Here is a 20586-nt window from a genome sequence, read left to right as displayed (position 1 = left end):
AGCAGTGAAGGCCGTCTGGAACAGGCGGACATGGGGAAGAAGCCGAACTCGCTTGGGAACAGTCAAATGAAAGCGCCTCATTCGCTGCACCTGTCCACTGACAACATGATCCGGTCCGAGGGACTTGACGTCGATGATCAGACGATCGACGCAACCATTCGAGCCCTCTTGGACAGCGACGTTTTAGGCCCGCGGCTGGACCCCGTCCGGGAGACCCTTCGTGAAGAGCAGCAGGCCCCGGAACAGGAGCAGCCCGTCCGCCCTGCTTCCGGCCCGGCGTGGCGCTATTTTCTGGACAATCCGCCGGGATGGCGGGTTTCGCTGGTCATTCTCGTTTTGGCCATTTTGGTCGGTTGGCCGCTCTTGTTGCTGGGCTCCCTCGGATTGTTCATGGCAATCCTCGCGATCTCGTATTTCACGCTTGGCCATGATCGTTCGGTCGAGATTGGTCTTCAGGGATTTGGCCTGCTTTCCCGCTTTAGCCCAAGACATGCCGAGTATTTGAAAGACTGGGCCGCACGGCAAACCACGGCGATGGAGCGTTGGCTGTCATATTTGCCGGAAAGCTGGGTTTCGGGGTTGTACCTGCCAGATTTCGAGGCCGAAACCGGAATGCCCGAAAAGATGCAAATGGACCCGTTTGACAGGCTGTACGAACGCCTGCGCAACCCGGATGCCGAGCTGTGAGTGCAGTTTTGCCACAACTGCCCGGGATGTGATCCGGCGCGTCGTTTTTGACCCTTCCGTCCGGGCAGGGCGGGATACATCACTGGCACAGATCGCGCCATCTGATTGAGCCCCATGCCCGGACCCCGCCCAACCGATTTCTATTCTGACCTCGCCCTGCCCAAGCAGGTCGATGTCGTTGTGATTGGGGGCGGCATCATCGGGGTGTCAGCGGCGCTGGAACTGGCCGAGCGGGGCGTATCGGTTCTGCTCTGCGAAAAGGGTCAGATCGGTGCCGAGCAGAGCTCGCGCAACTGGGGGTGGGTGCGGTTGGGCATGCGCGACCCGCGCGAGATCCCGTTGATGCAGGCGGCTATGGAGATCTGGGGCGGGCTGGACGCCCGGCTGGGCCGCAGCACCGGTTTTGTCCGCTCGGGCATCCTGTTTGCCGCCTCGGGACGGCGTGACGCGGGAAACCTGGAGCGCTGGGCGCGGCATGTGGACGGGTTGCAGACGCAAGCGCGGATAATCGAGGGCGGCGAGATTGCCGCCTGCCTGCCGGGCCACCGAAAACCGCCGCGCATGGCGCTGCTGATGCCACAGGACGGCCGGGCCGAGCCGCAATGGGCGGCCCCGGCGATTGCCGAGGGCGCGCGCGAGCGGGGCGCGCAGATTCTCACCGCCTGTGCGGTGCGATCTCTGGATGTCGAAGCGGGACGCATCACGGGTGTCTACACCGAACGGGGCCGGGTGGCCTGTTCCGGCGTCATCCTGGCGGGCGGCGCCTGGTCCCGCCTTTTTGCCGGCAACGCCGACATTTCCCTGCCGCAACTCAAGGTGCTGAACACGGTCCTTCGCAGCTCACCGGTCAACGGTTTGCCTGACACGGCGTACTGGTCGGACCGCTTCGCCATCCGCCGCCGTGCCGATGGCGGCTTTACCATTGCCGACGGGACGCAGAATACGGTTGACCTGGTGCCCGACAGCTTTCGACTGGCGACCCGCTTCTTGCCCGCATTCCGGCAGGAGTGGCGCTCGCTGCGTTTCCGCGTTTCGCGCCGCTGGCTGGAGGAGGTGCACTATGCCCGCCACTGGTCGCCCTCCGACGTGACCCAGTTCGAACTGACCCGGATTCTCGACCCCGAACCGTCGCAGAAACACATCCGCCATGCCTGGGCGGCGGCCCGGCACGCCTTTCCGGCGCTGGAAGGCGCAGAAATCATGCAGAGCTGGGCCGGGATGATCGACGTGACGCCGGATGCCATTCCGGTCATCTCGGATGTCGAGCAGCTGCCGGGCCTCTACATCGCGACAGGCTTCTCCGGACACGGATTTGGCATAGGGCCGGGCGCAGGGCGGCTGATCGCCGATCTGGCGACGGGTGAAACTCCGGTGGTTGACCCGTGGGAGTTTCGCCTGTCGCGCTTCACCGATGGCAGCCGCATTGCGCCCGACCCGGGCTATTAGCCCATCAACTGATAGCTGACCGGAACAAAGCGGAAGCCTTCGCCGCGGGTCTCGACATAGCCGACCGCCGGGAACGGCATATGGTATCCGATCATCGGAACCCGGTCCGCGGCCAGCATGCCCAGGATATCGCGCCGCGAGGCGGTGGCCTGGGCCTTGTCCATGTCGAACATGACCTCCCATTCGGGATGCGCGAACGACCAGACATAATGGTTGGCCAGGTCCGCCGTCAGCATCAGCCGCTGCCCGTCGCTCTCCAGCATGTACCCCATGTGGCCGGGGGTGTGGCCACGGGCGTCCACTGCTGTAACGCCGGAAACAACCGAGCCGCCCGGCTCGACAAAGGTCATCTTCTCGGCCAGCGGCGTCACGTTGGATTTCACCAGATCGCCAACCCGATTGCCGGCCTCTGCCTTTGACCAGAAATCGTATTCCGTGGTGCCGGTGACATAGCGGGCATTCGCAAAGGTCGGCGCGCCATCGGTCATCATGCCGCCGATATGGTCGGGGTGCATATGGGTGATCACGACCACATCAATGGCATCTGGGGACACGCCAGCCGCATCCAGCGCCTTGACGATACCGCCCTGGCCGAGGCCGGTATCGAACAGCACCAGTTCCGCTCCGGTATCGACCAGCGTCGGGGTGAAAAAGAACTGAGCCATGTCCGCAGGAATAAAATTCTCTGCCGATACCTGGGCGAAATCCTCATCACTTGCGCCACCGCCAAAGATGCCTTTGGGATTGTCCCGGGGCAGGCTGCCATCCAGCAAGGTGGTGATCCCGAACCCGCCCAGTTTGAACGAACGGGCAATCGGCGCCGCTGCCTTGCCGCCATGCGCGGCAGCAAGCGCCGGTCTGGCGGCGGCCGCCAATGGAAGAGCGGATGCCCCCGCCAAGGCGGCGCGGCGCGTGAACTTGATAGTCATCGAAACACTCCCAGGGTTGAACGAACACAGGAAAGCTTAGGTCGAACACCCGGTTCGGCAATGTGGGAAAACGCGCGGAGACCTGTGCAAGAATCGCAATGGCCCCTAAGGTGATGTCATGGTGACGAACAAGACGGTTCCCACAGGCGCGGACGTCGATCTTTTCCTGTCCGCGATTAGTCCGGAGGCGAGGCTTGCGGATGGCGTGCGTCTGGACGCCCTGTTTCGCGAGGTGACAGGTTTTCCGCCGGTGATGTGGGGGCCGTCGATGGTGGGTTACGGGCGATATCACTATCGCTATGCGTCGGGGCGCGAAGGCGATTTCCTGGCCACCGGGTTCTCGCCCCGCAAGGCGGCGTTCAGCATCTATATCATGCCGGGTTATGCGGATTTCTCCGACATCCTTGCACGGTTGGGAAAACACAGGACCGGCAAATCCTGCCTCTACGTCACAAGACTGTCGGATATCGACCTCGATGTCCTGGCCGAGCTGATCGAGGCGGGGCTCGAAGATCTCGCCCGCCACTGGCCGGTCTTTCCGGCCTGAATACCCGCGCCGCTGGACAAAATGCCGCCTCTGTGACAAGGGACGCGGCAACAGGAGATGTCCATGACCACCACCCGTTTTGCCCCGTCGCCCACCGGCTATATCCATGTCGGCAATCTGCGCACCGCGCTGATGAATTACCTGATCGCCCGCAAGTCGGGCGGCACCTTCATCCTGCGGATCGACGATACCGATCCCGAGCGGTCGAAAGAGGAATATGTCGACGCGATCAAGCAGGACCTGGAATGGCTGGGCCTGCACTGGGACCGGGTCGAGCGCCAGTCCGAGCGGCTGGACCGCTATGCCGATGCGGCTGACAAGCTGCGCCAGATGGGCCGGTTCTATGAGGCGTTCGAAACGCCGACCGAACTGGACCTCAAGCGCAAGAAGCAGCTCAACATGGGCAAGCCGCCGGTCTATGACCGGGCCGCGCTGGACCTGACCGAGGCGCAGAAAGATGCATTGCGCGCCGAGCGGGGCAATGGCGTCTGGCGGTTCAAGCTGGACCAGCAGCGGATCGAGTGGACCGACGGTATCCTGGGCGACATCTCGATCGATGCGGCCAGCGTGTCCGACCCGGTGCTGATCCGTGGCGATGGCCAGGTGCTCTATACGCTCGCCTCGGTGGTCGACGACACCGATATGGGCGTCACCGACGTGGTGCGCGGCGCCGACCACGTGACCAATACCGCCACCCAGATCCAGATCATGGCGGCGCTTGGGTTCGATCACCCGCGTTTCGCCCATCACTCGCTGTTGACCGGCCCGCAGGGCGAGGCGCTGTCCAAGCGCCTTGGCACGCTGGCCCTGCGCGACCTGCGCGAACAGGGGGTGCAGCCGATGGCCCTGCTCAGCCTGATGGCGCGGCTCGGATCGGCCGATCCGGTCGAGATGCGGAACGACATGGCCGAGCTCATCGAAGGGTTCGACGTGACCCGGTTCGGGGCCGCGCCAACCAAGTTCGATGTGCAGGACCTGTTCCCGCTGACCGCCCGCTACCTTCAGGGGCTGCCTTTGTCATCGGTCGCCGATGCCGTGGCCGCTGCCGGTGTTCCCTCGGATCTGGCCGAGGCGTTCTGGTCCATGGCGCGCGAGAACATCACGACGCTGAACGATCTCGAAGGCTGGTGGATCCTGTGCCGCGACGGCGCCGAACCTCTGATCGAGGACGAGGACCGCGCCTTCATCGCCGAGGCCATGGCGCTGCTGCCCGAGGGTCCGTTCGACGGCGGGACCTGGGCGGCCTGGACACAGGCCGTGAAAGAGGCCACGGGCCGCAAGGGGAAATCCCTGTTCATGCCCCTGCGCAAGGCACTGACCGGGATGGAGCGGGGCCCGGAAATGGCAACGCTGCTGCCCTTGCTGCAAGTCATCCGCGCCCGCGGCTAAGCCAGGGGCGAAGAAAAAAAGCGGTGGGCTGTTATGCCCGCCGCGTTCAGGCCATGGTTTCGATGGTCGCCGAAACCGCCGCCAGATGGCTGTCGACAAGCGCCGTCTCGGACGGCTTCAAGACCTGATGCCGGGGATAGCGGGGCGCCGCGCGGTCGTTGATGATCGGCGCCTCCCAACCGTCTGTCGTGGCAAAGAAACGCTCCACCCCCGCCTCGCCGAAATGGCGCAGGTACCCTTGGACCACCACGTCGATGTAACTCAGCAGAATGGGGTGCCGCGTGCTGGGTAGGCTCTGTTTTTCGGTGGCCACCGCATAGACGGCGATGTCGACCGGTCGGGTCAGGTCATGTGACACCGCGCCGGTCACCGGAACCCGGTCATAGGCCCATTCGCGCGCATCCAGCGCCGCCCAGTCGTCATTTGGGACATGCGCGATCATACCTTCGATCTCGCAATCGGGATCGGGGGTAGCAGTCAGAAACGCCACCTGGCGCAGATCGGTGTGCCGCCAGACCCGCCGCCACCCCTTCAGCCGCGCCGGTCGCGGGTCGGGAAAATCATGCGTCGTAAGGTTCACCAGGCTGCCGTAGCCAAAGAAATAGGGATCTGGCATCGTCCATTCCGGAAAAACAAGCAATTGATGTATGTCAAACAGGTTTTTCCGGGGATGTGCAATAAACCTGCATCGAATATCCCATTGGGGAGGAACCCACATGCGCATCACCAAGCGGACCAACATCGCCGTCAGGCTGTTGATGTATTGCGCCGCCCATCAGGGGCGGCTCGTCACCAAGTCTGAAATCGCCGATGTCTGCAACATCTCCGAAAACCATCTGGCACAGGTCATCAACCAGCTCAGCCAGCTTGGCTATCTGAACACGCAGCGTGGCCGCAACGGCGGGATGTGCCTGGGCATGCCTTCGGACGCGATCCGCATTGGCGAGGTCTTTCGCCATGTCGAAGGCAACCTGCCGATGGTCGAATGTTTTGCCGATGCCGACAACAGCTGTCCGCTGACCGATGCCTGCCGCCTGAAACTGGCGCTCAGGGATGCGGCACAGGCGTTCTATGCCTCGCTGGACGAGATCACCCTGGATGCGCTGGTCTGTGACAACACCGACTTGCTGAAGATCCTCAATCCCGTCGTGTGCGCCCGGTAATCACTCGCGCGCCCGCAATACTGCCGCAGAACGGGCTGCCAGCGGCCGCCAGGCAAAGATGAGCCCGGCAGCCGTTGTCACGATGACTCCACCAGCCACGATCATCAGGGCCGAAGACCATATGATCGTAAAGCCAGTTTCAAAGACAAACGTACCAACCGCCCAGGCGCCCAGAAGCCCGGCCGACAGGGCAATCGCGCCCGCGACTGCCCCCAGCAGGGCGCTGCGCAGCAGGAAGCTCCACAGGATGAGCCCGCGCGTCGCCCCCAGGGTCCGCAGGACCGCGGCCTCGTAGAGCCGCGCCCCCTGGCCAGCGGCGGCCGCGCCGATCAGGACCAGGAACCCGGTCAGCAGCGACGTGCCGGCCCCGTAAGAGGTCGCTGTCGCCAGCCCCGCCAACACGTCCGATGCCCGGTCGATGGCATCGCGGACGCGGATTGCGGTGATGTTGGGATAGGCCGATGCCAGATCCCGCAGGATCGCGGCTTCGGCCCGCTCCTCGGCATAGACCGTGGCGATATAGCTGTGTGGGGCACCGGCGACCGAGGCGGGGTTCATGGTCATGACAAACCCCATACCGGCGGTCGAGAAATCAACCTCGCGGAATGACGCGATCGTGGCCTCGATATCCCGGCCCAGGATGTTGACCGTCAGCGTGTCCCCCAGGCTCAGCCCCAGTTCTTCTGCCTCTTCGGTGGCAAAGCTGATCAAGGATGGGCCTGTGTATCCGGCGGGCCACCACTCCCCGGCGGTCAACCGGGTGGTTTTGGGCAGCGCTTCGGCATAGGTTATCCCCCGGTCGCCGCGCACCACCCAGTGGTTTCCCGCGACCTCTTGCGCCGGTTGGCCGTTGATCCGCGTGATGACGCCGCGCAGCATGGGTGCGCTCTCTACGCGGGTCACAGACGGATCCTCGTCCAGCCGCGCGTTGAACCCGTCGATCTGGTCCTTCTGGATATCGACAAAAAAGTACGATGGCGCCACATCCGGCAGGTTGCCGGAAATGGCAACGCGCAGGTTGCCGTCGATCTGGCCGACGGCGGACAGAACCGACAGCCCCAGACCTAGCGACAGCATGACCGGGAACGCGCCGCCACGCCCGGTTGAAATGGCCGCCAGAGCCCAGCGCATCGCCGGTTTTCCGCGCACCATCGGGGCTGAAACCCGCGCCAGGAACCGCGCGGCGCCGGCCGCCAGCGACAACAGGACCAAGGCGCCGCACAAGCCGCCAATGGTCCAGAGCGTCAGCCGCGCCGACCCGCTGAACCACATCGCCAATCCGACGAGCAGACCCAGTGCCGCCAGAATAGTCAGCAGATACGGCCAGCGTGGAAACCACGACGCCTGGCTGAGCGCCTCGCGAAAAAGGGTAGCGGCGCGAATGTCCTCTGTCCGGGCCAGGGGCCAGAGCGTAAAGATGAAAGCCGTCAGCAGACCATAGATCGCGGCCTCTCCCAGCGGGGCGGGGTAGATCGCAAAAACGGCCGGTACCGGTAGCTGCGCCGTGATCAACGGCGCCAGCAGCACCGGCATCAGCCCGCCAAGCACCAGACCCAGAACAATCCCCAACAGCGAAAGCGCGCCGATTTGCAGGAAATAGAGCTGAAAGATCGTCCGCCTGTCCGCCCCCAATGTCCGCAAGGTCGCGATGGTGGCGGTCTTGTCGGCAAGATAGGTGCGCACGGCAACCGACACCCCGACGCCGCCGACTGCAAGGCCGGACAGGCCCACGAGGATCAGAAAGGCGCTCAGCCGCCGTGTGAAATCGGCAATCCCCGGGGCTCCGTTCCGGGCGTCGGTCCACCGCATACCGGTTTCGGTGAACCGGCCCTTGGCCTCATCGGCGGTCTGGCGCAGATCGGCCCCCTCAGGCAAGTTCAGCCGATATTTTGTCGTGAACAACGTGCCCGGTTGCAGCAGGCCCGAACTGCCAAGATCACCCGACAGGACCAGCGTGCGCGGGCCCAGCGCGAACCCGTCCGCCAGTCCGTCGGGAATACTGCGGATTGTTGCGCGCAGGACAAACTCCTGCTCGCCCAACCGGAACCTGTCGCCCGGGTTCAGGTTCAGCCGGTCAGACAGCGCGCGTTCCATCGCCGCGCCAGGCAGCCCGTCGACCGTAGCGAATGCATCGGCGAGCGGCATGGGCGGATCCAGAACCACTTGCCCCAACAAAGGATAGGCCGCGTCAACCGCCTTGACCTGGGTCAGGGCTCGGTCTGCCGCATCGCCCGATCCGACAACGGCCATCGACCGGAAATCCACCAGTTCCGATATCTCGGCGCGCGTGCCTGCCATCCAGTCCCGTTCCGCATCGGTGGCAAAGCGATAGGTGAACCGCATCTCTGAATCGCCACCCAGCAGGGCTGCCCCCTCGCGCGCAAGGCCGGTCTGAATCGCACTGCGCACCGAACCGACGATGGCGATGGTGGCCACACCCAGAACAAGGCAGGCCAGAAAGATGCGGAATCCGCGCACGCCGCCACGCAGGTCCCGCCGCGCCAGCCGAGCCGCAAGGCGCAGGCTCATACGCCCGCCTCGGTGGTGGAATCCGCAACAATACGGCCATCGCGTATGCGCACGATCCGGTCGCACCGGCGGGCGAGTGCATCGCTATGCGTGACCAGAACCAAGGTCGATCCATGCCTGTCGCGCAGGCCAAAGAGCATCTCGATGATCGCGGTGCTGTTGGTCTCGTCCAGGTTGCCTGTCGGTTCGTCGGCCAGCAGGATCGCGGGCCGAGGGGCCGCGGCCCGCGCCAGGGCCACGCGCTGCTGCTCGCCGCCCGAGAGCTGAGCCGGATAGTGCCCCGCCCGGTGCTTGAGCCCCACCGCCTCCAACTCGGCCTCTGCCCGCGAAAACGCATCGCTCCGGCCTGCCAGTTCAAGCGGCGTGGCAATGTTTTCCAGCGCGGTCATCGTCGGAATCAGGTGAAAGTTCTGAAACACGATCCCCATCGACCCCCGGCGAAAACGCGCCAGCTCGTCCTCGTCCGTATCGTTCAGATCCTTGCCCAAGGCCCGGACGCGCCCGCCGGTTGCCCGCTCCAAGCCCCCCATCAGCATCAGGATCGAGGATTTGCCGGATCCGGATGGGCCGACGAGACCCAAAGTCTGCCCTTTTGGCACGCTCAGCGTGATGCCATGGAGAATATCCACGTGACCTGCATTGCCATCGAACGACAAACGGGCATCTTCTAGGGATATGGCGTGGTCATTCATGGGCAGGCCTTCATTAAGGATCACAATGGGATATGGAGTACAGGCTGGCATGCGCAAGGTTCTTTTTGGGCTTATGTTGGGTGTTGGGGCTGTCCCAGTCGCCGCCGAACCGGTCGTGATCGCGGCATTGGGCGACAGCCTGACCCAGGGTTACGGACTGCCAGTCGATGACGGTTTTGTCCCCCAATTGCAGAACTGGGCACGCGCCAAGGGGGCGGATGTCACCCTGATAAATGCCGGCGTATCCGGCGATACCTCGGCAGGCGGCGCTGCCCGCATCGGCTGGACGCTGACGCCAGAGGTCGACGGGCTGATCGTTACCTTGGGCGGCAATGACCTGTTGCGCGGTCTTGCACCGGACATGACCCGTCGAAATCTGACCGAAATTCTGAACACCGCGCAATCGGCTGGCGTTGCCGTGTTGTTGATCGGAATGCAAGCGCCGGGCAATTACGGGGTGGAGTACAAGACCACGTTCGATGCGATCTACCCCGATCTCGCAGATCAGTTCGATACGCTGTACGTGCCCAGTTTCTTTTCGGCTCTGGGCGAGGATCCGGCCAGTTTTGTCGCGCTGATGCAGGGTGACGGCATTCACCCGAACGCCGAAGGGGTCAGCCGGATCGTCGAGGCCATAGGGCCTGCGGTGCTGGAACTCATCGAACGGGCGGAGAACTGACCAAGCCGCCTGCGCCCGCACCATGGGGGACACGTGCAAACGGCAAGAGCGGCAACAAGATGTTGCCAAGGGCCCGGTCAGGCGGACCCTTGGTCGTGCGTTCTGCTTAGAGCAGTTTCAGGTCAACCGCTGATTCCCGGCCGTCCCGGCCAGGTTTCAGCTCATAGCTGACCTTCTGATTGTCTGCGAGCCCGGTAAGCCCCGAACGTTCTACGGCCGAGATATGGACGAATACGTCCTTTCCGCCGCCTTCGGGGGCAATGAACCCAAAGCCCTTGGTGGTGTTGAACCATTTGACGGTGCCGGTGGCCATCGTCCTCATCTCCTGTAGTCTATTCTGCCCGCGACGTGCGGCAGGTTGGCTCGGTCAGTGCAACATCGAAAACTGAGCCTGTCAGGGAGCAGTGAGGTCGATAGCGTAACTTTGCAGAAATAAGAAATGCAGCCGGATTCCTCATTTTTCAAGAAAAATCGCACAGTCCCCTCAAGATACGCGGTAACCCGGCACTGCCCGGCGGCCGCTGCCATATCCAGTCACAGCACGTTCACCTTGGTTCCAAGCGGCACCCGGGCGTACAGGTCGATCACGTGTTCGTTCAGCATCCGGATACAACCGTTCGACGCGGCCTGACCGATGGTTTCCGGCTGGGTGGTGCCATGGATACGGAAATAGGTGTCGACGCCATTCTGGAAGAGATAGAGCGCGCGGGCGCCCAGCGGGTTTCCCGGCCCTCCGGGTTGTACATAGTCGTTGTCGACAAACTTCGCATATGTCCGCGGATCGCGTTCGATCATCTCTTGGGTTGGGCGCCAGGTCGGCCATTCTTTTTTCACGTCGATCGTGGCGCTGCCAGTGAACTCCAGCCCGGCCTTTCCAACGCCGCACCCGTACCGGATCGCCTTTCGCGGTTCGGTCACGAGATACAGGTAGAACGATCGCGGCAGGATCATCAAAAGCCCTGGTTCGAACTCTTTCTTGATGCGCACTTCCTGTGGGGTCGGATCGAATGCCGCTTGCGCATCAGCCTGAATGGCCCAGTGCACTCCGGCTGCCGCCGTTGCTGTCGCAAGGAAATCGCGTCGCGTGAACATCAATACCCTCCTGTTTGCCAAGTTCTGGGGTATTTTCGGGCGATGACGCGACTGGGTCAATGTGTTTGACGGTCGTATCTAAAAAGTGATGCAACAGCGGCTGCGGTCAGGGCACAGGTTGCCAGCCAGCCAAGATACCAGGCCTGTCCGGCCAGCGCGTCTTCGGCGAAGGATGCGGCAAACCGCAGTTTTCCCGCCTTGGCCACGGCAAAGGCAAAGAAGGCAAACAGGGTGAAGCCGATGAACCGGGTGTTTCGTGGGATCCGCAGCACCCAGGCCGTCATCGCAAGGCCAATTCCCAAGGGGATCCCGGCCCAGATCACCTTGTGCGCCCACCAGGGATGCGCGCCCAGCCGCTGTGCCAGCCCGGTCAGCTGGATCGCAAAGGCGGCACCAACCAGCATGAGCCCTGGGAGAAGGATACGAACAAAAGGTGTCATGTTGCTCATCTGATACCTGACCTGTGTTTTGAAAGTCCTTGTCTCGGCTTCGTGATCTTCATTGTGCAGGATCCGACAAATCGGTTTAGATTGTCTGTAGCCGCATCGCAGCATCTGGAGGGACGGAGCATGTCGGAAAATCAACCCAACGGAGACCTGACACTGCGAACCTTGGCAATGCCACGCGATGTCAACGTGAATGGCGACATTTTTGGCGGCTGGGTGCTCAGCCAGATGGACATTGCTGCCGGAATTACCGCAGGCGCCCGGGCTGCGGGGCGGGTGACGACCGTCGCGGTGGATGCGATGAAATTCATCCGCCCGGTGCGGGTCGGGGATGTCCTGTGCATCTACTGTCAGGTTGCGCGTATCGGGCGCACGTCCCTGGCCATCGAGATCGAAGCCTGGGTCTTGCGCGATCGTTATGGGGTTCGGGAGAAGGTGACCGAGGCCATGTTCACCTTTGTCGCGATCGACGAGCAGGGGCGCCCGAGACAGGTCGATGCATGAGGCCGCGGCCGAAATTTGCCAGCCTTTGACTCCGTGCAAGATCCCACTTTTCCAAGGGTGGGAAAGCGATATGCTTCACACTCGGGCGCCCGACTCAGTGTGACGGGCCAGAGTGGACCCGACGGGTATCCGGCGCCCTGAGCTTGGAGAATATCATGCAGATTCTGGTGGGCGTTGCCGGTTTGTCGCTGGCGGTGCTTGTCTATGCCTGGGCATACGGTCTTGCGCACGATCCGGACGGGCCCAACTGGGCGCACAGGCAGTTGTTCGCCTCGGCCGCGTCGCTGCTCTCGACCTCTCTCGCCCCGGTCGGAGCGGGCTATCTGACAGCCGGTCTGTTGTGGCCGGATGCTCTGGGGACGGGTCTGGGGCTGACAGTCGGGGCGGTCATGGTGCCCGTGGTCTGGGTTCTTTCCCGGCGCCTGTTGCAGCGGGCAAGGAAACCCGGCGCCGAGATCGTACCCTTACCCGGTGGTCCGGGAAAACCCGTCGTCCCATCGGCGGCACGGCGTCTGGCGGCGTAACGCGCAAGAAGGGTGAGGTCTTGCGGCCTCACCTTTCAAAACCTATGTCAATTTTCGAATGTGAACGTCGGAGGCGCGACATGGGTGACAAGACTTTGACCTGCCTGGCCTGCGGGCAATTGAACCGGGTGCCCGAGGAACGGCTGACGGCCGGGGCCAAATGCGGCAAATGCGGCCAGGGTCTGGTGACCGGGCAAGCAGTGGATGTTGATCCCGCGATCCTGGAAAAAGCAAAGAAAAATGATGACTTGCCGCTGGTCGTCGATTTCTGGGCGCCGTGGTGCGGGCCGTGCAAGATGATGGGCCCCGAATATGCCAAGGCGGCAGGCACCCTTGCCGGGCAGGCACGGCTGGTCAAGCTTGACACCCAAAAACACCAGTCGACCGGTGGTCGATATGCGATCCGGGGAATTCCGACCATGGTCGCCTTTGAACGCGGCAAGGAAAAGAAGAGGCAGTCCGGCGCGATGCGGGCAGGGCAGATCGTCAGTTGGGTCCAGAGCTGATATTACATTCTTATCCTTGAATGTGATACGATTTCGGATTATATTGGGGTCAAGGCCGGGCAGGGTGTCCGGCGGTATTCAGGAGTTGCAAGAATGACCCTCGATCGTGCAGTGATGATGTTTGCCGGCTTCATGGTTCTGCTCAGCGTATTGCTGACCACGCTGGTTTCGCCGCTGTGGATGTGGTTCACCGTCTTTATCGGCGTGAACTTGATTCAATCCTCGATCACGGGCTTTTGCCCCGCGGCCATGGTGTTGAAAAAGCTTGGATTCAAGGCCGGAACCGCGTTCTGATCCGGGCGCTGGCTCTGCTAGCCCGCAACTGTCCTGACGTCGCCCATCGGGTCGGCGTCAGGGGTATGTTCGCCACGGAAAAACAGCAGTAAAATGATAGAGATGGCAACGACGGAGCCGATGGCTGGATAAAGCAGCAACGCGGCCCAAAGCGGCAGATCCCAGAGAACACAGGCGGAAATGCTGGTGACAAGACCCGCAATCGTTCCCAGTATTATGCCGATCCAAGCCATTCGACCTCCCGTAACAACATCGTGAAACAGTCTGTTGTCAGTTGCCAGATGCTTTAGCAGTTTACGCGGGAATGTGTTCAAAATGTGTTAATCGCCGGGAATTCGGCAAGACCCTGCCGGTGCGGGATGACCCGCGAAATGGCCGTTATGTACACAGGTCAGAGGGCGGATTGACCGATTTGTACAGGATTCCCGTACGGTAGCCGGAGCGCGGTGCAAAAGGACCGCCGCGTCACGGGCCGATGTGAACGGTTGTTAACCCCCGCGCGGTATCGCCTGGCAATGACAGGCCGAATCGGGCCCGGGATGCCCGGCCAAACAACCCCTTCACGATCACGCACGCGAACACTGGCTTCTCGCGTGTGGCCCGGGTTGCTCGGGCGTTTACCTGCGCCCGGTCCGGAGATTGCGAATGGCGGCGCTTGATCCCCAAGGCAGCGATCAGGGCGCGGACTGTCTGCCTTCAATCGAAGAGAGCGGAGCATATCTGGCCCCTGCGGCCCCGCCCATCAGTCTCAAAGCGACCTTATCCGGACAGGACCCTTTTTTGAAGTGCGAGCCTTGGCGCTTCGGTCACCCTGACCGAAGAAACTTATATCTGAGATACACGGTGACAGCCAAGGCGCATCCTGCTAACGTTAATCTGAATTCTGGAATATGTTGCATTCGTCCGAGCCTTGGCGCTTCGGTCACCCTGACCGAAGAAACTTATATCTGAGATACACGGTGACAGCCAAGGCGCATCCTGCTAACGTTAATCTGAATTCTGGAATATGTTGCATTCGTCATGATCGTGGGGGAGCATGATTTTTGCGGTTTCACTGGGTTTTCTTTCCATTTTTTCCGATGATCTTCGGCTTCCGAAGGCAGAGCCGCAGTCTTGTATTGCAAACTGTCAGGTCCTCATCATGACCAAGCGTACCGCCGCCGAGGACAAGGCCCGGAACGAGGAAGTCGGCCTGCAACTGGATCAGCCGACCCGTCAGCGTGTCGAAGAGACCCTGACCCGGCTGGGCTATGATGCCGGGCCGTCTGACGGCGTGTTCGATGACCGGACACGCACGGCCATCCGCGGTTTCCAGAAAGAATGGCACTTTGTTGAAACGGGCTACCTGGACGAGGTCACCTTTGTCCGGTTGCTCGCGATCGGAATCTATTGATGGGGCCGGTCGGCCGAATGCCGCATTCCGCCAATTCGGGCGAGATTTGCCCGGTTGTTCGAGAGATATTGTTGAAAGAGGGGAAACAACATGCCTGACGATTTTGCAGCCGGTCTCGGCACAAGTGGCACCATTGCCATCGGAGGGTCGGCCACCGGCCGGATCGAGGAAGCGGGTGATCAGGACTGGTTCGCCACCGATCTTGTCGGCGGACACACCTACCGGATCTCGCTGGACAACAGCGGTACGTCATTTGGCCTGAGCGATCCCTATTTCAGGGGCATCTACAACAGTTCCGGCGCGCTTCTGATCGGAACGACAAATGACGACGGTGGCCCCGGGCTCAACAGCCTGCTTGAATTTACCGCGCCCAGCACGGGGCGGTATTACCTGTCTGCCGGTGCGTTTTCCGGCAATACCGGCGACTACATCATGCGGCTCGAGGACATCGGCGCGCTTGACGATTTTCCGGACAACTCCGCCACCACCGGGTTTGTTTTCCCCGGAGAAACCGCCACAGGTGACATCGAGGAGGCGTCGGACCAGGACTGGTTCCGGACCGAACTTCAGGCCGGGCGGACATACCGGATCGAGGTGCGCGGCAATCCGACATCGGACGGCACCCTGAGCGACCCTTACCTGCGCGGCATTTTCGATGCGGATGGCAATACGATTCCCGGGACTACCAACGATGATGGCGGCACCGGGCTGAACAGCCTGCTCGAGTTCACGCCCACAACCTCGGGCAACTTCTTCATTTCGGCGGGGGCCTACTCGTCGCATACCGGCACCTACCAGGTGGCCGTCACCGACCTGGGCAGTCTCGATGATCACCCGGATGGCGTGGCAACGACCGGAGAGGTCGCAGTCGACGGATCGGTCACCGGCGAGATTGAGGAAGGCGGCGACATCGACTGGTTCCGCGTCACGCTTGAGGCCGGGCACGAATACACCATCGAGCTGCGCGGCACCCCGACATCGGACGGCACGCTGAGCGACCCCTATCTGCGCGGCGTTTTCGACGCCGATGGGAATTCGATCGCCGGGACCACCAACGACGATGGCGGCACCGGGCTGAACAGCCTGCTGACCTTTACCGCCACGACCGGCGGCACCTTCTTCATCGCGGCCGGGGCCTTTGGCAGTTCGACCGGCACCTATACCCTGGCCGTCCAGGACGAAGGCAGCGCCGATGACTTCGGGTCCGACACGGCGACGGCGGGCAGCATCCCGTCAAGCGGCGTTGTCACCGGTGAAATCAACGAGGCCAACGATACCGACTGGTTCGGCATCGACATGATGGCCGGCCATACCTATCGCATCGCCCTGAACGGCGCATATGGCGGTGGCGGCACCTTGCAGGATCCGTTCCTGCGCGGCATCCACGATTCAGGCGGCACCCTGATCCCGGGCACCACCAATGACGATGGCGGCGGCGGCCTGGACAGCCTGCTGGAATTCACGCCCGCCAGCTCGGGCCGTTACTTCATCGCGGCGGGGGCCTTCTCGACGCATACCGGCACCTACACGCTCGAGGTGCAGGACCTTGGCGCCGCCGATGATTTTTCGGCGGACACCGGCACCACCGGAACGGCGGTTGTCGATGGCTCGGTCACCGGCGCGATCGAGACCGGCGGCGACCACGACTGGTTCCGCGTCAGCCTTGCGGCGGGCACCACCTATAACATCGACCTCGAAGGGGCGCCGACCGGCAAGGGGACTTTGCCCGACACGCTTCTCTATGGTCTGCGCGACGCGTCGGGCAACCTGATCGCCGGCACCACCAACGATGATGGCGGCACCGGGCTGAACAGCCATGTCGAATTCACGGCCACCTCGTCGGGCATCTACTTTGTCGATGTCGGGGCCTATGGCGCGAACGAGGGCACCTATACCCTGTCGATCGCGGCCGAACGCACGATCAGCGACGATTTCTCTGCTGGCACCGATACCACCGGCACCGTCTCGGTCGGGGGCAGCCGGACCGGCAATATCGAGACGTCGAGCGACCAGGACTGGTTCCGCGTCTCGCTGGTGGCCGGGCATACCTATCAGGTCGACCTCGAAGGCAGCCCGACCTCGGGCGGCACCCTGTCGGATCCGTTCTTCCGGGGTCTCTATACCTCCTCGGGCGCGCTTGTATCGGGTACGGCCAACGATGACGGCGGCACCGGGCTGAACAGCCAGATCACCTTTACCGCGGCCAGCACCGGAAACTTCTTCCTTGCGGCGGGGGCTTTCGGGTCCAACACCGGGACTTACAAGATCTCGCTTGCCGATCTCGGCGGCACCGACGACTTTGCCGGAGATACCAGCACCACGGGCAATGCGCCTGTGGGTGGGGCGGTCACCGGCAATATCGAATCGGCCGGAGATCAGGACTGGTTCCGCGTCAGCCTGACGGCGGGCAATACCTATCAGATCGATCTGGAAGGCTCGGCCACGACCTCGGAAACACTGCGCGATCCGCTGCTGGCAGGGCTGTTCGACAGTGCGGGGAACCTGGTTGCAGGCACCCGCAACGACGATGGCGGCACCGGCCTGAACAGCCTGGTCGAGTTCACGCCGACAACCTCGGGCAACTACTTCATCGGCGCATCCGCCTATGGGTCCAACACCGGTACCTACAAGCTGTCGGTCACCCAGACCAGCACCGGCGGCACCGGCGGACCGGCGGATGACTTTAGCGAAACCACCGCGACGGCGGGCCGGGTCACGGTCGGCGGCTCGTCTACCGGCAATATCGAGACCATCGGCGACAACGACTGGTTCTCGGTCACCCTGAATGCCGGGCAGACCTATACCATCGACCTGGAAGGCACCCCAACCGGCGGCGGCACTCTGGCCGACCCCTATATCCGGGGCATCTTCAATGCCTCCGGATCAGCCATCCCCGGCGCCTTCAACGATGATGGCGGCACTGGCCGCAACGCCCAGCTGGAGTTCACCCCGACGACGACCGGCACCTACTTCATTTCGGCGGGCGCATATTCGGGAACCGGGACCTACAAGGTTTCGGTGAGCGGGGCTGCCACAACACCGCCGCCGACGTCGGGTTTCGACATCGACATCGTGTTTACGGGTGACGAGCGCTATCGCGCGGTCTTCGAGAATGCGGCGGCCACCTGGGAATCGGTGATCACCGGCGATCTGCCCGATGTGAACGACCCCCGCTTCGGCCTTGTCGACGATCTCCGCATCGACGCCTCGGTGGTCGCGATCGACGGGCCGGGCCGCATCCTGGGCCAGGCCGGGCCGCGCGATCTGCGGGCGGGCTCCGGTCTCACCTACAACGGCATGATGCAGTTCGACTCCGCCGACCTTGCCGGGATGGAGGCCAAGGGCATCCTTCAGGACGTGATCGAACACGAGATGGGCCACGTTCTGGGTCTTGGCACCCTGTGGTCGCGGCTGGGCCTGAAATCCGGCTTCGACTACACTGGCACGAATGCGGTGCGCGAATACGGCACGCTGACCGGTACGACCCAGTCGCGCGTCCCGCTGGAAAACACCGGCGGTCCCGGCACCGCAGGGGGCCATTGGCTGGAATCCCTGTTCAGAACCGAACTGATGACCGGCTATGCCGAGAACGCCCCACCGATGCCGCTCAGCCGGCTCACCATCGGCTCGCTGGAGGACATGGGCTATACCGTCAACTATGCCAGTGCGGAACCCTACAGCCTGCCGACCGGCGGCGCGGCGGTTCTGGCGGGGAGCGAGGGCAGCGACAGCCTGGCCGAGACCGTCGTGTCGTCGGGCCTTTCGGCGGCCATCGACCCGACCGGCTTCAGTGGCAACCGGTATGTCAACTTCCAGGAAAAGCCGCTGTCGATCACGGCCACCCCGGATCCCATCAAGCTTGATGGTCCCGTCACCTCGGCCAATGAATCGACCGTGTTGTTCTTTGAGAACACCACCGGCAGCGGCTTTGTCGTGGAACTGACCGGCAACTTTGACAAGAACAACCCCACCAACGCGGCAGATGTCAAAGGTACGCTGACGCAGTTGTCGATGTACGCTTCGGGGAGCTTGGTCGCGCGCTACGACTTCGACACGCCTGTTGATGTTGAAACCGCGCTGGATGCATGGCGCGATTTCGATCTTTCCGGTAACAACCTGCTGGAAAACCGCTCGGCCACGGCCGAAAACGACCTGATCAACGGGCTTGCAGGTGATGACTTCATCATCGGCGGTCTGGGTGATGACACGATGGATGGGGGTGTCGGCAACGACACCGCCGGGTTCGACGTCGATGTCGGGGATGCCACGGTCACCCGCTCTGGCGACACGTTCACCATCGCTTCGTCGCAAGGCAACGATCAGGCCACCGGGTTCGAGGCCTACCAATTCGCCGACCGCACCCTGACTCTGGCCGAGATGACGGCTCTGGCGGATGGCGGTTCGGGGGGCAGGTCGCTGACCGGCACACCGGGGGCGGATGTTCTGGTGGGCGATGCCGGTAACGACACCATCATCGGCCTCGCTGGCAACGACCGCCTTCTGGGCAACGCGGGCGATGACAGCATGGATGGTGGTCTCGGCGCCGACACGCTGAACGGCGGCGATGGGGATGACATCATCATCGGCGGCCCGGGTTCGGACGACCTGCGCGACATCATCTTTGCCGGTGAAGGCAACGACAGCGTCGACGCGGGCGCCGGAAACGACCAGGTCTTTGGCCAGGGCGGCAACGACACGATCGCGGGCGGCTTTGGCGTCGACGATCTGCAAGGCCAGGACGGCGACGATGTGATCACCGGCTCGGCGTTCAGCGACCTCGTCTTCGGCGGTGCGGGCGACGATTTTGTCAACGGCGGGTTCGGCCACGACCGCATCAACGGCGGAACCGGTGCCGACAAGTTCTTCCATGTCGGTGCCAGCGGTCACGGATCCGACTGGGTACAGGACTATAACGCCGCCGAGGGGGACGTTCTGCTGTTCGGCATCGGATCGGCCACCCGCAGCCAGTTCCAGGTCAACTTCAACCACACCCAGAATGCCGAGGGCGAACGCGCCGGAGATGACGCGGTGCAGGAGGCATTCGTGATCTACCGCCCGACAGGCCAGATCATGTGGGCGCTGGTCGATGGCGAGGGCCAGTCCAGCATCAACCTCCAGATCGGCAGCGACGTGTTCGACCTGCTGTCGTAACTCCACCACGAGGGCCGGTGTTCCGGCCCTCGGACAACCAGGTGTCAGAACCTGTTCACGCTATTGGCCTCTCACAGCCACCCCGCAGCGCGCCGCCACGGCGCGCTGTTTTTTCTTGCGCCAAAATTTTTCGATCTCAATCGCTTGCCTCAAAAACGGGCCGGTGTTCAAGCGCCTGAGCCGGCAAAGCCCGTGAACCAGCAGCGCCCGTGCTAGACCATCCGCAAGGGACAACCTGCCGTGGCGTCACCCAGAAGGTTTATTAAAACCGCGTTCTCGGCTATGCTGGCCGGACAAAAATTCGAACACCGACGCTGTGCCTGGGCTGACAGTAGCGGTGGTAATCTTGCCTCCGCCTGTCGCTGTCGCAGCAATTCAAGGAGGTATTCATGACGGGCCAGATTTCCGACGTCACCGTTTCCGAAGAAGCAATCGCCGCCGGACTGGGCGACACGATCACCAAAGGCACCAATGCGTCCGGCGACGACTGGTTGCAAGAGGCGTTTGTGATCTATCGCCCGACAGGACAGATCATGAGGGCGCTGGTGGACGGAGAAGGCCAGAGCGCGAAAACCTCCAGATCGGGGGGCGAGTTTGATTTGCTGAACATGTGAC

The 20586-nt window shown here is 62.7% G+C and carries 21 protein-coding genes; 13 read left to right on the top strand and 8 right to left on the bottom strand.

From position 1 onward, the window contains the following. Window positions 1-30: 30 nt before the first annotated feature. Entirely contained in the window at window positions 31-687 is a 657-nt protein-coding gene (locus G0P99_RS09130; protein ID WP_164129066.1) for a hypothetical protein, read from the top strand. Between the two features lie 114 nt (window positions 688-801). Next, window positions 802-2133, top strand: coding sequence for an FAD-binding oxidoreductase (locus G0P99_RS09125; RefSeq protein WP_164129065.1), 1332 nt, complete (start codon window positions 802-804; stop codon window positions 2131-2133). Here G0P99_RS09125 and G0P99_RS09120 read toward each other — a convergent pair. Then, window positions 2130-3062: an MBL fold metallo-hydrolase gene (locus G0P99_RS09120; protein ID WP_164129064.1), complete on the bottom strand. Its 933-nt coding sequence runs from the start codon at window positions 3060-3062 to the stop codon at window positions 2130-2132. The genes G0P99_RS09125 and G0P99_RS09120 overlap by 4 nt on opposite strands. A 118-nt stretch (window positions 3063-3180) precedes the next feature. Here G0P99_RS09120 and G0P99_RS09115 point away from each other — a divergent pair, with 118 nt between their 5' ends. Continuing rightward, the gene (locus G0P99_RS09115; protein WP_164129063.1) at window positions 3181-3609 is read left to right on the top strand and encodes a DUF1801 domain-containing protein; all 429 of its coding nucleotides are present in this window, start codon (window positions 3181-3183) and stop codon (window positions 3607-3609) included. Window positions 3610-3672: 63 nt separating this feature from the next. Then, entirely contained in the window at window positions 3673-4998 is a 1326-nt protein-coding gene (gltX, locus tag G0P99_RS09110; protein WP_164129062.1) for a glutamate--tRNA ligase, read from the top strand. A 46-nt stretch (window positions 4999-5044) separates the two neighbouring features. Here gltX and G0P99_RS09105 read toward each other — a convergent pair whose 3' ends face one another. After that, a complete protein-coding gene (locus tag G0P99_RS09105) occupies window positions 5045-5614 on the bottom strand; it encodes a gamma-glutamylcyclotransferase family protein (RefSeq protein WP_164129061.1) in 570 nt (189 codons plus the stop codon). Window positions 5615-5714: 100 nt separating this feature from the next. Here G0P99_RS09105 and G0P99_RS09100 point away from each other — a divergent pair, with 100 nt between their 5' ends. Beyond that, window positions 5715-6161, top strand: a complete 447-nt coding sequence (locus tag G0P99_RS09100) for an Rrf2 family transcriptional regulator (protein WP_164129060.1) — start codon at window positions 5715-5717, stop codon at window positions 6159-6161. Here the strand turns inward: G0P99_RS09100 and G0P99_RS09095 are convergent, their stop codons facing one another. Both G0P99_RS09095 and G0P99_RS09090 read right to left on the bottom strand, forming a co-directional pair. Beyond that, window positions 6162-8690: an ABC transporter permease gene (locus G0P99_RS09095; protein ID WP_164129059.1), complete on the bottom strand. Its 2529-nt coding sequence runs from the start codon at window positions 8688-8690 to the stop codon at window positions 6162-6164. Further along, window positions 8687-9382 carry an ABC transporter ATP-binding protein gene (locus tag G0P99_RS09090; protein ID WP_164129058.1) on the bottom strand — a complete coding sequence of 232 codons (696 nt, stop codon included), beginning with the start codon at window positions 9380-9382 and terminating at the stop codon, window positions 8687-8689. The genes G0P99_RS09095 and G0P99_RS09090 overlap by 4 nt, the downstream gene beginning before the upstream one ends. Before the next feature lie 49 nt (window positions 9383-9431). On the opposite strand from G0P99_RS09090, the gene G0P99_RS09085 reads away from it, so the two are divergent. Beyond that, window positions 9432-10061 carry an arylesterase gene (locus tag G0P99_RS09085; RefSeq protein WP_164129057.1) on the top strand — a complete coding sequence of 210 codons (630 nt, stop codon included), beginning with the start codon at window positions 9432-9434 and terminating at the stop codon, window positions 10059-10061. Window positions 10062-10167: 106 nt separating this feature from the next. Here G0P99_RS09085 and G0P99_RS09080 read toward each other — a convergent pair whose 3' ends face one another. The 3 genes from G0P99_RS09080 to G0P99_RS09070 all read right to left on the bottom strand — a co-directional run bounded on the left by G0P99_RS09080 (window position 10168) and on the right by G0P99_RS09070 (window position 11593). Further along, window positions 10168-10374, bottom strand: coding sequence for a cold-shock protein (locus G0P99_RS09080; protein WP_164129056.1), 207 nt, complete (start codon window positions 10372-10374; stop codon window positions 10168-10170). Between the two features lie 221 nt (window positions 10375-10595). After that, window positions 10596-11153: a L,D-transpeptidase gene (locus G0P99_RS09075; protein ID WP_164129055.1), complete on the bottom strand. Its 558-nt coding sequence runs from the start codon at window positions 11151-11153 to the stop codon at window positions 10596-10598. 56 nt (window positions 11154-11209) lie between these two features. Further along, entirely contained in the window at window positions 11210-11593 is a 384-nt protein-coding gene (locus G0P99_RS09070) for a hypothetical protein (RefSeq protein ID WP_164129054.1), read from the bottom strand. Between the two features lie 129 nt (window positions 11594-11722). Here G0P99_RS09070 and G0P99_RS09065 point away from each other — a divergent pair, with 129 nt between their 5' ends. From G0P99_RS09065 to G0P99_RS09050, 4 genes are all read left to right on the top strand, one after another. Then, the gene (locus G0P99_RS09065) at window positions 11723-12103 is read left to right on the top strand and encodes an acyl-CoA thioesterase (RefSeq protein ID WP_164129053.1); all 381 of its coding nucleotides are present in this window, start codon (window positions 11723-11725) and stop codon (window positions 12101-12103) included. A 155-nt stretch (window positions 12104-12258) separates the two neighbouring features. Then, entirely contained in the window at window positions 12259-12627 is a 369-nt protein-coding gene (locus tag G0P99_RS09060; protein ID WP_164129052.1) for a hypothetical protein, read from the top strand. A gap of 80 nt (window positions 12628-12707) precedes the next feature. Next, window positions 12708-13133 (top strand): thioredoxin TrxC, encoded by a 426-nt coding sequence (gene trxC / locus G0P99_RS09055; RefSeq protein ID WP_164129051.1) that lies wholly within the window; start codon window positions 12708-12710, stop codon window positions 13131-13133. A gap of 93 nt (window positions 13134-13226) precedes the next feature. Beyond that, window positions 13227-13427 (top strand): DUF2892 domain-containing protein, encoded by a 201-nt coding sequence (locus G0P99_RS09050; RefSeq protein WP_164129050.1) that lies wholly within the window; start codon window positions 13227-13229, stop codon window positions 13425-13427. Between the two features lie 17 nt (window positions 13428-13444). Here G0P99_RS09050 and G0P99_RS09045 read toward each other — a convergent pair whose 3' ends face one another. Beyond that, window positions 13445-13660, bottom strand: coding sequence for a hypothetical protein (locus G0P99_RS09045; RefSeq protein ID WP_164129049.1), 216 nt, complete (start codon window positions 13658-13660; stop codon window positions 13445-13447). A 908-nt stretch (window positions 13661-14568) separates the two neighbouring features. On the opposite strand from G0P99_RS09045, the gene G0P99_RS09040 reads away from it, so the two are divergent. The 3 genes from G0P99_RS09040 (at window position 14569) to G0P99_RS09030 (ending at window position 20585) form a co-directional block, all read left to right on the top strand. Further along, window positions 14569-14820 carry a peptidoglycan-binding protein gene (locus tag G0P99_RS09040; RefSeq protein WP_164129048.1) on the top strand — a complete coding sequence of 84 codons (252 nt, stop codon included), beginning with the start codon at window positions 14569-14571 and terminating at the stop codon, window positions 14818-14820. Window positions 14821-14910: 90 nt separating this feature from the next. Next, window positions 14911-19971: a pre-peptidase C-terminal domain-containing protein gene (locus G0P99_RS09035; RefSeq protein WP_164129047.1), complete on the top strand. Its 5061-nt coding sequence runs from the start codon at window positions 14911-14913 to the stop codon at window positions 19969-19971. Window positions 19972-20360: 389 nt separating this feature from the next. Continuing rightward, entirely contained in the window at window positions 20361-20585 is a 225-nt protein-coding gene (locus G0P99_RS09030; protein WP_164129046.1) for a hypothetical protein, read from the top strand. Window position 20586: the final 1 nt, after the last annotated feature.

The organism is Ruegeria sp. PrR005, assembly GCF_010500245.1.
GTDB lineage: Bacteria > Pseudomonadota > Alphaproteobacteria > Rhodobacterales > Rhodobacteraceae > Ruegeria_B > Ruegeria_B marisflavi.
Note: the sequence above shows the minus strand (reverse complement) of the source record. Positions and strands in the feature narration are given on the sequence as shown.

Bases quoted from the DNA above. Each gene is read 5' to 3' on its own strand.
- G0P99_RS09070 (WP_164129054.1), bottom strand. From the start codon at position 11,593: ATGACACCTTTTGTTCGTATCCTTCTCCCAGGGCTCATGCTGGTTGGT.
- G0P99_RS09130 (WP_164129066.1), top strand. From the start codon at position 31: ATGGGGAAGAAGCCGAACTCGCTTGGGAACAGTCAAATGAAAGCGCCT.
- G0P99_RS09100 (WP_164129060.1), top strand. From the start codon at position 5,715: ATGCGCATCACCAAGCGGACCAACATCGCCGTCAGGCTGTTGATGTAT.
- G0P99_RS09085 (WP_164129057.1), top strand. From the start codon at position 9,432: ATGCGCAAGGTTCTTTTTGGGCTTATGTTGGGTGTTGGGGCTGTCCCA.
- G0P99_RS09060 (WP_164129052.1), top strand. From the start codon at position 12,259: ATGCAGATTCTGGTGGGCGTTGCCGGTTTGTCGCTGGCGGTGCTTGTC.
- gltX (WP_164129062.1), top strand. From the start codon at position 3,673: ATGACCACCACCCGTTTTGCCCCGTCGCCCACCGGCTATATCCATGTC.
- G0P99_RS09125 (WP_164129065.1), top strand. From the start codon at position 802: ATGCCCGGACCCCGCCCAACCGATTTCTATTCTGACCTCGCCCTGCCC.
- G0P99_RS09065 (WP_164129053.1), top strand. From the start codon at position 11,723: ATGTCGGAAAATCAACCCAACGGAGACCTGACACTGCGAACCTTGGCA.
- G0P99_RS09075 (WP_164129055.1), bottom strand. From the start codon at position 11,153: ATGTTCACGCGACGCGATTTCCTTGCGACAGCAACGGCGGCAGCCGGA.
- G0P99_RS09040 (WP_164129048.1), top strand. From the start codon at position 14,569: ATGACCAAGCGTACCGCCGCCGAGGACAAGGCCCGGAACGAGGAAGTC.
- G0P99_RS09035 (WP_164129047.1), top strand. From the start codon at position 14,911: ATGCCTGACGATTTTGCAGCCGGTCTCGGCACAAGTGGCACCATTGCC.
- G0P99_RS09105 (WP_164129061.1), bottom strand. From the start codon at position 5,614: ATGCCAGATCCCTATTTCTTTGGCTACGGCAGCCTGGTGAACCTTACG.
- G0P99_RS09045 (WP_164129049.1), bottom strand. From the start codon at position 13,660: ATGGCTTGGATCGGCATAATACTGGGAACGATTGCGGGTCTTGTCACC.
- G0P99_RS09080 (WP_164129056.1), bottom strand. From the start codon at position 10,374: ATGGCCACCGGCACCGTCAAATGGTTCAACACCACCAAGGGCTTTGGG.
- G0P99_RS09030 (WP_164129046.1), top strand. From the start codon at position 20,361: ATGACGGGCCAGATTTCCGACGTCACCGTTTCCGAAGAAGCAATCGCC.
- G0P99_RS09090 (WP_164129058.1), bottom strand. From the start codon at position 9,382: ATGAATGACCACGCCATATCCCTAGAAGATGCCCGTTTGTCGTTCGAT.
- G0P99_RS09120 (WP_164129064.1), bottom strand. From the start codon at position 3,062: ATGACTATCAAGTTCACGCGCCGCGCCGCCTTGGCGGGGGCATCCGCT.
- trxC (WP_164129051.1), top strand. From the start codon at position 12,708: ATGGGTGACAAGACTTTGACCTGCCTGGCCTGCGGGCAATTGAACCGG.
- G0P99_RS09050 (WP_164129050.1), top strand. From the start codon at position 13,227: ATGACCCTCGATCGTGCAGTGATGATGTTTGCCGGCTTCATGGTTCTG.
- G0P99_RS09095 (WP_164129059.1), bottom strand. From the start codon at position 8,690: ATGAGCCTGCGCCTTGCGGCTCGGCTGGCGCGGCGGGACCTGCGTGGC.
- G0P99_RS09115 (WP_164129063.1), top strand. From the start codon at position 3,181: ATGGTGACGAACAAGACGGTTCCCACAGGCGCGGACGTCGATCTTTTC.